8 protein-coding genes are annotated in these 12,092 nt (G+C 56.2%); 2 read left to right on the top strand and 6 right to left on the bottom strand.

Going from position 1 to position 12,092, the window contains the following annotated elements; genetic code table 11:
* Positions 1 to 8 precede the first annotated feature (8 nt).
* Positions 9 to 4,517, bottom strand: coding sequence for a PAS domain-containing hybrid sensor histidine kinase/response regulator (locus BLW24_RS25085; protein WP_090387948.1), 4,509 nt, complete (start codon positions 4,515 to 4,517; stop codon positions 9 to 11).
* Between the two features lie 259 nt (positions 4,518 to 4,776).
* Between BLW24_RS25085 and BLW24_RS25080 the strand changes: the two genes are divergently transcribed.
* Positions 4,777 to 5,805, top strand: coding sequence for an IS30 family transposase (locus tag BLW24_RS25080; protein ID WP_090375993.1), 1,029 nt, complete (start codon positions 4,777 to 4,779; stop codon positions 5,803 to 5,805).
* A gap of 11 nt (positions 5,806 to 5,816) precedes the next feature.
* Here the strand turns inward: BLW24_RS25080 and BLW24_RS25075 are convergent, their stop codons facing one another.
* From BLW24_RS25075 to BLW24_RS25065, 3 genes are all read right to left on the bottom strand, one after another.
* Entirely contained in the window at positions 5,817 to 7,490 is a 1,674-nt protein-coding gene (locus BLW24_RS25075; RefSeq protein ID WP_244161311.1) for a putative bifunctional diguanylate cyclase/phosphodiesterase, read from the bottom strand.
* A gap of 90 nt (positions 7,491 to 7,580) precedes the next feature.
* On the bottom strand, positions 7,581 to 8,672 hold the full coding sequence (locus tag BLW24_RS25070) for an IS630 family transposase (RefSeq protein ID WP_090376034.1): 1,092 nt from the start codon (positions 8,670 to 8,672) through the stop codon (positions 7,581 to 7,583).
* A 64-nt stretch (positions 8,673 to 8,736) separates the two neighbouring features.
* Entirely contained in the window at positions 8,737 to 9,141 is a 405-nt protein-coding gene (locus BLW24_RS25065; RefSeq protein WP_090387947.1) for an HDOD domain-containing protein, read from the bottom strand.
* Between the two features lie 68 nt (positions 9,142 to 9,209).
* Between BLW24_RS25065 and BLW24_RS25060 the strand changes: the two genes are divergently transcribed.
* Positions 9,210 to 10,184 carry an IS5 family transposase gene (locus BLW24_RS25060; protein ID WP_090387946.1) on the top strand — a complete coding sequence of 325 codons (975 nt, stop codon included), beginning with the start codon at positions 9,210 to 9,212 and terminating at the stop codon, positions 10,182 to 10,184.
* Positions 10,185 to 10,319: 135 nt separating this feature from the next.
* Here BLW24_RS25060 and BLW24_RS25055 read toward each other — a convergent pair whose 3' ends face one another.
* Both BLW24_RS25055 and BLW24_RS27355 read right to left on the bottom strand, forming a co-directional pair.
* The gene (locus BLW24_RS25055; protein ID WP_090387945.1) at positions 10,320 to 11,051 is read right to left on the bottom strand and encodes a response regulator; all 732 of its coding nucleotides are present in this window, start codon (positions 11,049 to 11,051) and stop codon (positions 10,320 to 10,322) included.
* Between the two features lie 262 nt (positions 11,052 to 11,313).
* A complete protein-coding gene (locus tag BLW24_RS27355; protein WP_420875053.1) occupies positions 11,314 to 11,871 on the bottom strand; it encodes a methyl-accepting chemotaxis protein in 558 nt (185 codons plus the stop codon).
* Positions 11,872 to 12,092 lie beyond the last annotated feature (221 nt).

The raw sequence follows: 12,092 nt of genomic DNA, 5'->3' as shown, positions 1-12,092 counted from the left end.
ATAAACCCTCAGACCGAATGCAGCAGTTCATGCCCAGCCAATAAAGATGCAGCAAAGTCTAAGGATTGCACCAAGTCTAAAAACTTGCCAAATTGTGGCCGCAATTCATGTGAGGTCTGCGCCAACAATGCCTCGCTTTGGGCGATTGCCTGCATATTGCCCGCGTCTAACAACTGCAGAATATCCTGCAGGGCCTCACGCCACTGTTCCAGCGGTAAACCAACAGACTCAATATCGGCTGACGGCAACTCATTAGGCAACTCAAACATAACCTTCAGCGCCTGATCACTGCTGCGTAGCAACTCATGCAGTTCCTCAATGAAACTACCCTCGGCTAGCAGCTGTGCCTTGGTGGCTTCATCGGCATGCAGTAACTGCTGCTCCAGCTCACCCGCCAGTTGCGACAGGGCCCACGCCCCCATGGTGCCGCTACTGCCTTTAATGGCATGTAGAACAGCGGCAGCACCGGCAGCATTACGCTGCTCAACCTGCTCCTGCAGCCGAACGAGTTGCTTGGTTTGCTCTGGTGCGAAACTGCTCAACACCGTGCGAATCAACTGAAGATTACCGCCAAAGCGTTGCCCGATCGAAGTGGCAGACTCCACCACAGAGTCGTGTGGCTCTGCTTGCACCTGGGCTGATGATGCAACGCCTTCGCGGCCAGTATGACGCAACAGCGTGGCGACCATTCTTTCCAGATCTATTGGCTTGCCGAGGTGATCATTCATCCCTGCCGCTCGGCATTCTTGTTCATCGGATAAGGACGCATTGGCCGTCATGGCAATGATCTTTACCGCGCCACATCGAGCATCACCACGGACCCGCCTTGTCGCCTCCAGGCCGTCGATATCTGGCATCTGGACGTCCATCAACACGGCATCGAAGGCCTCCGCTCCCTCGATGATAATCTGCACGCCCTCAAGGCCACCCTCGGCAAGAGCCACCTCAGCGCCCTCTCCTTTTAGCAACTCGAACGCCACTTGGCGGTTAAGCATATTGTCTTCGACGACTAACAAACGCAGTCCAGCCAAGCGCTTTGGCTGTGCGGCACGCAGCGCTACGACCGTTGGTTGAGGCGCGCCCACGCCCGTCAATACACGCTGAATCGTATCGGCCAATAACTGAGGAGTTACCGGCTTGCTGAGGAACTCCGCAAACGGTGCATCCCCCCCCTGCTGCGCTTCAGACAACACCTCACGACCATAGGCCGTGAGCATGACGATCACAGGTGTATGCTGCCCCTGGCTCTGCTGGCGAATCAGGCGCGCGGCGCTCAAACCGTCCATGGAAGGCATGCGCCAATCCATTAGAATCACGTCATAGCCATTGCCCGCGTGCTGCATCTGTTGCACCCGCTCCACGGCTTCGAGGCCATCGTGCACCAGATCAGCCTGCCAACCCAGAGCCTCGGCTGTACGCAGCAGCAGATATCCGGCCACTTCATTATCGTCGACCACCAGCAAGCGTAATGGCTGGTCAGCACCTGGGCAAAGCTCGCGCAACGGCACGGCCTGAAATATCCCTAAATCGACATCAAACCAAAAGCGGCTGCCCGCCCCCACCTCACTGCTAACCTGCAGCTCACCGCCCATGAGGTTGATCAAGCGTTTGCAGATCACCAAACCCAGTCCTGTTCCACCAAAACGCCTCGAGGTGGAGGCTTCAGCCTGGGTGAAACCATCAAAGATACGCTTCAGCTGCTCAGGATTTATGCCGATTCCGGTGTCAGTGACCTCGATGCGAACACGCACCTCATCACCCCGGCGCTGCAATTGCTCAAAACTGACAACGACCTGTCCTTGCGGGGTGAATTTGAGCGCATTCCCTGCCAGGTTGATCAACACCTGCTGCAAACGCAGGCTATCGCCAAATAATATGCTGGGTAGCTCAGGGTCGAGGTCAAACATGACTTCAACATCCTTGCCGCCCTGGTTTCCAGACAAAACAGTGGCCAAGTCGCGCATCAAGGGCTCTGGCTCAAAAGAGTGTGCATCAAGCAGCAACTTGCCCGCTTCAATCTTGGAATAGTCGAGGATGTCGTTGAGTAACCCCAGCAACGACTTGGCGGCCGTTTCAGCTTTGCTGATGTAGTCCAGCTGGCGCGTATTCAACTCGGTGTTCTGCACCAAATGCAGCATGCCCAATACCGCATTCATCGGCGTGCGAATTTCGTGACTCATATTGGCCAGGAATGATGACTTGGCTGCGCTGGCAGCATCCGCTTGTTCCTTGGCATCCAGCAAACGGGCTTGCAGCTCGCGCTGCACGGTAATGTCGCGATTGATGCCAGTAACCCGTAATGCCAGGCCTTGTTCATCACGCTCAACTTGGGCGCCGGCCTGGACAACAGACACCGAACCATCCGGACGGACTACGCGGAAGACGGGGTCATAAACCTCGCCTTTTTCCACCGCACCTTGCAGCTGCTTGGCGGCCATCAAAACATCGTCGGGGTGAACACGTGAATACCAGTGTTCATAGTTCAAGCCGTTGTCACGCAGGCTGAGCGGCTGACCGTATAGCTCAAACATGCGGTCGTTCCAACTAAGGGAGTTGTCCGCCAGGGTCCAGGACCAGATACCCAGCTCAGCCACATCTGCTGCCATCAACAACTGATCACGCGCTGCAGCAACGGCAGCTTCAGAATCCTTGGCGGCAGTCAAATCCACTGCCATACCCAGATAGCCGTTGATATTGCCATCATCATCACGTATGGCCGTAACAGCCAGGGATACCGGTAAATGCGAGCCGTCCTTACGCACGTAGGTCCACTCACGTGTTTCCGCCCCCTCTAGTTCGGCCTTGTGCACAAATACTCGGAACCCTTCAATCACTTGGCCATATTGCGCAGTCAATTCAAGCGAGCGAGCCGCCACCTCTTGACCGAGATGGAAGCTGGCAGAGCTGCTCTTATCGATCAGCTCTTGCGCCTTATAACCCAGCATGCACTCGGCACCGGCATTGAATAACCGAATGATGCCCTCCCGGTCAGTCGCAATAATTGCTACTTCCGAGGCCGAGCGCAGCACATTACTCAACAACAAGTTGCTCTCACGCAGCTCCGCTGTGCGCTGAACGACCTGAGCCTCAAGACTGTTATTGAGCTCATGAATTTTCGCATCAGCGGCCACTTGCTTAGTGTTATCCCGGACGGTTTTCGACGCCCCAACGACTTGGCCCGCAGAGTTACGAATAGGCGAAACGGCAACCGAAACGTGAATCAACTTGCCGTATTTATCTTGGCGTAGGGTATTAAAGCTGGGGACGTGCTCACCCGCTTTAACTGTGGAAAGAATCTCTGTCTCTTCATCTTTTAGCGCCTCAGGAATAACCAATTCAATAAGGCGTCGCCCTATCGCCTCCTTCGCACTAAACCCAAACAGCCTCTCGGCACCTTTATTCCAGCTGGTCACCGTGCCATCTAGGTTTTTACCAATAATGCCATCGGCCGAACTTTCAACAATGGCGGCCAATTTGCCTTGTTCCGCGATCACTTGCTGCTGACGTGTGTGACTGATACTTAGCACACCTACCAAGGCGGCTAATAACACAGAAACGATGAAGCCAAGACTCAGCGCCAGTAACGGAGAAAACTGGCGAAGTTGGCTGATAAACAGCGGGTGCACGCCAAACTGCACCTGCCAGCGCCGGCCATACACATCGCGCTCAAGCGTCTGAGAGAGAACAACCTTCTGAGCACGTTCATCCTCATCGTTATAAAACACGACACTTTGTGTGGGTTCGGTAATGTCACGTAACTCAAGGCTAACTGCCTGCTCCGGCGGGCGTATGCCTTTGAGCACTTCGCCCATACTCAATGGCGCATAGCTCCAGCCAAACGCTTGCGCTTCACGCGCTTCAATGGTGTCGGGATCCACTCCACCACGGTAGATCGGCATCAGGATCAGGAAGGATTGCTGCGGCTGGCCAGTGGCCTGCACCAGCGTAATGGGCCCTGACAGACGCACTTCACCACTCAGCATGGCGGAACGTGCAGCCTCCCGTCGATTAGCCTCGGAGGCGATGTCCAGACCAATGGCTACCCTGTTGGGCTCGACCGGGCTGATGTATTGGATGACATAACGTTCGGCGTCATGGGGCGCAAGCTGGCGGATGGCAAAATCTGGCCAGCCATCAGCACGCGCCTGGGCCAAAAACGCAGCTTCACTCTGCGGGGCAACGCGACGAATAAAGCCAAACCCACGCGCGCCCGGGAACTCCACTTCAACGTTGCGCGTCCTGCTGTAGCGGTCAAAACCTTCACGGGTGATAGCTTTCTCGTCCATGGACTGAATCGAGCCACGAGCCCCTCGCAAAACATACTGATAAAGCTTTATGCGATTAACCACTGCATCAGCGGATTTCTCAGCAGCAGCCTTTACAGCCTCAACAGCCTCCCGATGATTGAACTGAGCAAGCCCCACAGCTACAACGATGCTGATAGCCAACCCGACAAGCAGGCTGGTGATGGACCATTTATTGGCCGCAACGACGGCGTAACTCTCTTTTATTGACATAGCATCCCAACAACAATTTCAGAGCGCTGATCGGTGATGGTTACCCACAGAAAAACCTGAGCAAGTCACGCATAAGTGATGTTTGGTGAATCAAAAAAACGCACCGCACAACTGTTCTATCTGTTATCGAGTAGTTAGATTGCCAGAGTCCAACAATGCACAGAACTGGTTAAACGGTACAGGCCGAGAGTACAGATAGCCCTGGGCGGCGGCAAAAACTGAGTGCAACACCTGATCTTTCCGATACGGTGCTGCCCCTATGTCTTATTCCGAACTCAGCGTTGAAGAGCGCGCCACTATTCAAATCGGTCATGCCCAAGGCTTTAGCCTGCGCAAGATTGCCCACCTGATCAACCGATCCCCCTCGACTATCAGTCGCGAGTTGCGCCGTAATCGAGAGGTCTGCGGTCGTTACTCGGCCCGTGCGGCGCAGCAGCAGATGAGAGCCCGGCGCCAAGTCTGCCGGCCCAAGCGAAAGCTGCTGCCCGGTAGTGAACGCTTCGAGTTGGTGACCCATATGCTGCGTGAGCGTTTGTCTCCCGAGCAGATTGCCGGCAAGCTGCGCAGCATGAACATACCCAGCCTCAGAGATGCCTACGTCTGTCGCGAGACGATCTATACCGCGATCTATGCCTTGCCGGTCGGCGAGCTGCGTAAGGAGCTGATTATCTGCCTGCGCCAAAGCAAGACGACGCGCAGGCCGCGCTCTGGCGGCGTGGATCGACGTGGCCAGCTCCCAGAGCTGGTCAGTATTCACGTGCGCCCGCCGGAGATTGAAGACCGCCTGATGCCGGGCCACTGGGAGGGCGACCTTATCAAGGGCAAGGCCAACGCCTCGTCGGTCGGCACCTTGGTAGAACGCACCAGTGGCTACCTGATGCTGATCAAGATGAACGATGCGACGGCGACCTCGGCGATGGAAGGTTTCAGCGCCGCACTCAATCGTATGCCGCTGGCGATGCGTAAGAGCATGACCTACGACCAGGGCCGGGAGATGGCGCGGCACGCCGAGATCACCCAGAGAACCGGCATAGCGATCTACTTCTGCGACCCACACAGCCCCTGGCAGCGCGGCAGCAACGAAAACATCAACGGCCTCATTCGCCAGTACCTGCCCAAGGGCACAGACTTGTCGGGACACAGCCAAGAACAGTTGGATGCCATTGCACTGCAACTGAATATGCGGCCGCGTAAGCGCTTCGACTTCAAGTGCCCGATCGAAGTCATGAGCGAAGTAATGCAAGAAGCCATGGCTATGCGGCATGATGCGCCAGCGTCAATTCAATAACCGTGTTGCACTCAGCTCCTGCAACCGCCCTGCATAATTTGGCAGCCAAAAGCTTGCAAGGCGGCGGCTTGCTCCTGGGACTCCACGCCTTCAGCCACTAGCTCAAGACCGAGCGCCTGAGCCAACTTGACAATCGCCTCAATAATCGCGGCGTCACTCTTATCAACCAGCATGTCACGTACAAAGCTCTGGTCTATTTTCAGCACATCCACTGGAAAGCGCTTGAGGTAGGTAAGGCTTGAGTAACCCGTGCCAAAATCATCCAGCGCAATCCTCACCCCCATGCTGCGCAGAGATGTCAGTACATGCTGCGTGTTAGCGACATCCCTGGCCAGCACGCCCTCGGTGATCTCCAACTCAAGAAACTCTGGCGCGAGCCTTGATGCAAGCAACGTGTCTTGCACCATCTGTAAAAATGATTCTTCGCGAAACTGCACTGCCGATATATTTACGCTGACCACAAAATGCATGCCTTGTGCGACAAGCATCTGGGCATCCTGACAGGCCTGCTGCAGCACGAATTTACCAATCGGAATGATCAGCCCGGTCTCTTCGGCCAACGGAATGAAATCAGCTGGCGAAATAAGGGTGCCCTCTTTGCTACGCCAGCGTACGAGTGCCTCCATCCCGACCATTACATTCCCGGTGGCCACAACCTTGGCCTGATAGAAAACTTCAAATACGCCATTTTCCAGCGCAGTGCGCATATGTTGTTCCAACAGATGCCGACCACGGGTGCTGCGCTCAATATCGAGGGAAAAGAAGCGACAACGATTACGCCCATCGAGTTTGGCTTGATACATGGCCGAATCCGCATGACGGTAGAGCGACTCGGTGTCCTCGCTGTCGTCAGGGAACAGGCTGATGCCGATACTCGCGCTCAGGTCATAGCGATTACCTTGAATAATGAAGGGGGTGCTGATGGTGGTGAGTAGCCGCTCGGCAAAATCACCGACCACATCAAAACCGCTGACCTCTGGTAATAAAACGATGAACTCGTCGCCACCCTGCCGACTGACCGTATCCAAAGCCCTGGAGGCCAGCGAAAGCCGGGCTGCGACCTCCTTGAGTAGGGCATCACCAATGGAATGCCCCTGCGAGTCATTAATGCCTTTGAAGTTATCCAGGTCGAGCAACAGCATGGCCACGCGGAGCTGACTGCGACGAGCCTTTTGCAAGGCTTGCTCGGTACGGTCTTGCAACAGCGTGCGGTTTGGTAAGCCGGTCAACGCATCATGGTTAGCGAGCTTCTTCGCAGCATGACGCAACGCCAGGTGGGCTTTGATATGGGCCCTGGCCACTGGTGCATTTAGCGGCTTGTGGATGAAATCAATACCGCCATATTCCAGCGCGCGCAGCTCGTTCTCAGATTGAACATGGGAGGTAACAAAGATAATGGCGGCATCGCAGAGTTTCGGATCGGCTTTGAACGCCTTGCATACGGCAAAGCCACTCATGCCAGACATTTCGATATCCAAAAGCACAAGATCCGGCTTGCACTGCCTGGCCAGCGCTAAGGCTGAAGGACCGTCACTGGCCACGTGAACCTCCCCTAGGTCACGCACCGTTTCACGCAGAGCAAGCGCATCCGTGGTCTGGTCTTCAACGATCAGAATGACCGACTCGACATCAATTCCTTTGCTTATGCGCATGCGCGGCTCCAGATCCTTGCGTTGCAACTCCATATTCACTCAGCCTAGCTCGCTTTGGGCTGACAGGTAGCGCACCAGACGAATATCTAAACGTCACTCCAAACCGGCTAGTGGCCTGTCTGGTTAATCCAATAACTCATTCCGAATTACAGCCAGCTTTGCTCGATGCACGGAGCTGATAATCGACTCAGCCGTTTTGCTCCAGCGGAACGGCTTAGCCGAATGTTCGTTATGAGCCTCAATGAAGCGACGTATCGCCGCTCTCAGGTCAGCCACGCTGCTGAAGGCATCACGATAAAGCGCCCGTCTTTCCAGTTGCGCAAACCAGCCCTCCACGGCGTTCAGCCACGAGGCGCTGGTCGGTGTGAAGTGCAGCTTGAAACGGGGATGCTTCTCCAGCCATTCCCTGACGGCAGCGGTCTTGTGAGTCGAGCTGTTGTCCAGAATTACATGCAGGTCCAGCTCGGCGGGAGTGCTGCGGTCGATCTGTCGAAGGAACTCCAAAAACTCCTTGGCCCTGTGCCGCTGGGTGATACGGCCGATGACCTTACCCGTCAGGATGTCAAAGTCTGCGTACAGACTGGCCGTACCGTGGCGCTTATAGTCATGCGTCCGCCGCTCAATCTGCCCGGGCTTGAGCGGCAGCATGGGCTGTGTGCGGTCCAGCGCCTGGATCTGTGTTTTTTCGTCAACAGATAGCACCAGGGCGTTGTCGGGCGGATTCAAATAGAGCCCGACGACATCGACCACTTTGTCTGCAAAGTGCGGGTCGTTACTGATCTTGAAGGTTTTCAACCGGTGCGGCTTGAGGTCGGCAGCAGCCCACACCTGTGCGACCTGCCAGATGCTGACCCCAGCGTACTTGGCCATCAACCGTAGGCTCCAGTGGGTAGCTTCGCGCGGGACTCGCTGGGTCGTCAGCGTCAGGATTTCCTTGATCTTCGCTTCGTTGAGCTTGCGAGGCGCTCCACTGCGCCGCAGGTCACTCAGCCCCTCCAGACCGGTCTCCTGGTAGCGTTTACGCCATTTGAAGACCACTGGCGCAGAGACTTGCAGCTGCTCGCTGATCTCCTTGGGCGTGAGACCGTTGGCCAGCAGCAACAGAATTCTGGCCCGCTGGCCGATGCTCTGAGGCAGCGATCCCATGCGTAACCAGCCTTGCAGCATGTCGGCATCACTGGGACTCAAGAAGAATGGGGCTGCTGGCCGGGCCATATGGGAGCTCAATTCATGACGATAGAGCGCGCAGTATACTGGCCCGGCATTGGATTAACGAATTTTACAGACAGCTCACTAGCCGCATCAACCGATCAACGGTGGTAGGTGGTTCGCTGTTGTTTATGGCCGCCGCCAGGCGCATCAACACCTGCTCACGTCGAATTTGCGCCTGTGGCAGCGCATAAACAGCCCCGATCATGTCACGCAAGGCCATAGGTACGTTCCACTGGGCTTTCAATTTGATTGCAAGCGGTGCGGCAAAGTCGTTGACAGCGTGCATGAGCAGGCTCTCATCCAACCTATTGCCCTGGCTTTCCCACTTATAGGCTTGGTAGATCACACACAGCTCACCGATACGATGTAACAAGGCGGCAGTTTGCAGTGGCGCTGGCTCAACGCCGCACTGCTTAGCCAGCGCCACCACGCGCTCAGCCAGAGATACGGCACTGTCCAAATATTCTTTCATTAGGGAAACTCTGAATAAGACTTCCTGATTTTGGCAAAATGCCCGGACGCCACCCGCCGAGTTTTCCGATGAAGCAAATGACCTTCGCCGATGCCGAGTACGCCGGCAAACGCAAGCAGACCCGCAAAGAGTTGTTCCTGATCGAGATGGATCGGGTGGTGCCGTGGAAGGGTTTGATCGCACTGATCGAACCGTATTACCCCAAGGGTGAAGGCGGTCGGCCGGCCTATCCGCTGATGGCGATGCTACGTGTGCACCTGATGCAGAACTGGTTCGGCTACAGCGACCCGGCGATGGAAGAAGCGCTGTACGAGACCACTATCCTGCGGCAGTTCGCCGGGCTGAGTCTGGAACGTATCCCCGACGAAACCACCATCCTCAACTTCCGTCGTCTGCTGGAGAAACATGAGTTGGCTGCCGGCATCCTGGCCGTCATCAATGGCTATCTTGGCGACCGTGGCCTGTCGTTGCGCCAAGGCACCATCGTCGATGCCACGCTGATCAATGCGCCGAGTTCGACCAAGAACAAGGACGGCAAACGCGACCCAGAGATGCACCAGGCCAAGAAGGGCAACCAATACTACTTCGGCATGAAGGCGCACATTGGCGTGGATGACGAGTCGGGGCTGGTACACAGCGTGGTAGGCACGGCGGCCAACGTGGCGGATGTCACTCAGGTCGACAAGTTGCTGCACGGCGAGGAAAACGTGGTGTGCGCCGATGCGGGTTATACCGGCGTCGAAAAGCGCCCCGAACATGATGGGCGCGAGGTGATCTGGCAGGTTGCTGCCCGCCGCAGCACCTATAAGAAGCTGGGTAAGAGCAGCCCGCTGTACAAAGCCAAACGCAAGATCGAGAAGGCCCAGGTGCGCGCCAAGGTTGAGCACCCGTTCCGGGTGATCAAGCGTCAGTTCAGTTATGTAAAGACACGCTTCCGTGGCTTGGCCAAGAACACGGCGCAACTGGTGACGCTGTTCGCGCTGTCGAACCTGTGGATGGCACGCCGACATTTACTGACCAATGCAGGAGAGGTGCGCCTGTAATGCGGGAAATGGCTGCCGCGAGCTACTCGCGGCGGCTAAAAACACAGAAATGAATGGGTAATCTGATCGTTTTTGATCGATTTGCCGCTTTCAAAATCGGCGGGGGCTGAAGTCAGCCAGAAATACATGGCTACTTCAGACCATCCTTAGCACTGACAAGACTAAGTTGCCCTGCATGCTGATCTGCTTTAAGGCAAAGCCCATTGCCAGATTCACACTGGTACGGGGGCCAAGCCGCCTGAGTGCATCGCTTAAGCTGGTGCACTGCGCACCAAAGCCGATATAGGCAGCGCTGTTGGACGCAGCAATAAGGTGCATACACAGTGACGGATCGCCTTGCCAGCTGCTCACCAACTCACGCAGATCAAACGACTCCCCGCGATAACCCAGCTGAAGCAGCTCTTTAACCTTCTCAAGCATCGGCAAGTCCAGGTCCTCTGCGGCCAGGCCGCTTAAGTAAGCAATAAATGCTTCCTGAATACTGGGGGCAGTAGGGACAACGTCCTGCAGTGGAAGGAGTTCCTCGATACACGCGACAACACGTGGGACATCAAACGGCTTGGTAATAAAAGCACTAATACCCAGCCGTCTGACCTCCAACACACTCTGCCGGTCAGAGCGGCCGGTAATCATCACCAGTGGTGTTTCACGGTCCTGTGCACGAATTCTTTGCAGCAAATTCACACCCGAACCGTCGGACAGATTCCAATCAGCCAGGACCAAGGCGTAGCGTGTTTCCCGCCAAGAAGCAAAAACGCTTTGCACATCAGCAAAACAATTGACCTGAACCCCTGGGCGGACATTTATGACGATCTGTTTTAACAAATCAGCGATCCATGGATCATCGTCAACAATCATCACCTGCATGCACTGCCCCCTCGGCGTTGTCTTTCCATACGTGGTGCGCAATCTAGCGAAAGGCTCGTGCAAGGCCCTATGACTGCTACTTTGCGCTCCTCGCTTGTATCTCCGCTATTTATTAAAGACTAAGCAATAGACATTACAGGGCAGCACTACAGCAGGCCGCCGATGTGCTATTGAACAGGGCGATTCAATAGGGTGGTAGCAGAGCTATACGCTCTAAAACCCACCACCGATACGCAGACTGTACGCCCTACCTTAACTGCGCCTAGCCTCGGCTCAGCCCCGTCAACCGCGACGACAGCGCTTGCATGGCACTGCTGACTTCATCCAGGGCCTGGGCATCGCGGGCGTTTTCTTCGCTGATGCTGTGAATACGCACCGCCAGCTCATTGATCTCCTGAGTTACATGGCTTTGCTGCTGCGCCGCCACGGCGATCTGCTGAGCGCGTTGAGAGATGTCATCGAAACTCTGCACCGAGCTGGACAACGCCGCCGCTGCGCCTTCGGCCTCCCCTACCGCATGCTCGGTACGTGCCTCGCCCGCTTGCATGGCCTGCACGGCCTGACGTGAAGCCTGCTGCAACGCACTGATCATGGTGCTGATCTCATTGGCCGAAGCCTGAGTTCTGCCCGCCAGGGTGCGCACCTCATCGGCCACCACGGCAAAGCCACGGCCCTGCTCACCGGCCCGCGCGGCCTCGATGGCGGCATTCAGCGCCAGCAGGTTGGTCTGCTCGGAAATCGCCTTGATCACATCCAGCACCGCCCCGACCTGCTGGCTGTCCTTCTCAAGCTGACTGATCACCATGGCCGCACCGGCCATTTCCGTCGACAGCGCCTGAATCGCCGAGCTATTGGAGGTGACCTTCTGCTGCCCCTGCTGCACCACCAGCAATGAACTCTGTGCGGTATTGGCGCAGTCGTTGGTGTTCTGCGCTACTTCCTGGGCGCTCGACGACATTTCGGTAATCGCCGCCGCCAGATGGGTGTTCTCCTGGCGTTGCTGTTCGGCGCGCCCGGCCAGGGTACTGCTCAAACCGCCCA

Source organism: Pseudomonas anguilliseptica, from assembly GCF_900105355.1.
Lineage (GTDB): Bacteria > Pseudomonadota > Gammaproteobacteria > Pseudomonadales > Pseudomonadaceae > Aquipseudomonas > Aquipseudomonas anguilliseptica.
Note: the sequence above shows the minus strand (reverse complement) of the source record. Positions and strands in the feature narration are given on the sequence as shown.

Bases quoted from the DNA above. Each gene is read 5' to 3' on its own strand.
- BLW24_RS25085 (WP_090387948.1), bottom strand. From the start codon at position 4,517: ATGTCAATAAAAGAGAGTTACGCCGTCGTTGCGGCCAATAAATGGTCC.
- BLW24_RS25080 (WP_090375993.1), top strand. From the start codon at position 4,777: ATGTCTTATTCCGAACTCAGCGTTGAAGAGCGCGCCACTATTCAAATC.
- BLW24_RS25075 (WP_244161311.1), bottom strand. From the start codon at position 7,490: ATGGAGTTGCAACGCAAGGATCTGGAGCCGCGCATGCGCATAAGCAAA.
- BLW24_RS25070 (WP_090376034.1), bottom strand. From the start codon at position 8,672: ATGGCCCGGCCAGCAGCCCCATTCTTCTTGAGTCCCAGTGATGCCGAC.
- BLW24_RS25065 (WP_090387947.1), bottom strand. From the start codon at position 9,141: ATGAAAGAATATTTGGACAGTGCCGTATCTCTGGCTGAGCGCGTGGTG.
- BLW24_RS25060 (WP_090387946.1), top strand. From the start codon at position 9,210: ATGAAGCAAATGACCTTCGCCGATGCCGAGTACGCCGGCAAACGCAAG.
- BLW24_RS25055 (WP_090387945.1), bottom strand. From the start codon at position 11,051: ATGCAGGTGATGATTGTTGACGATGATCCATGGATCGCTGATTTGTTA.
- BLW24_RS27355 (WP_420875053.1), bottom strand. From the start codon at position 11,871: ATGGCCGGTGCGGCCATGGTGATCAGTCAGCTTGAGAAGGACAGCCAG.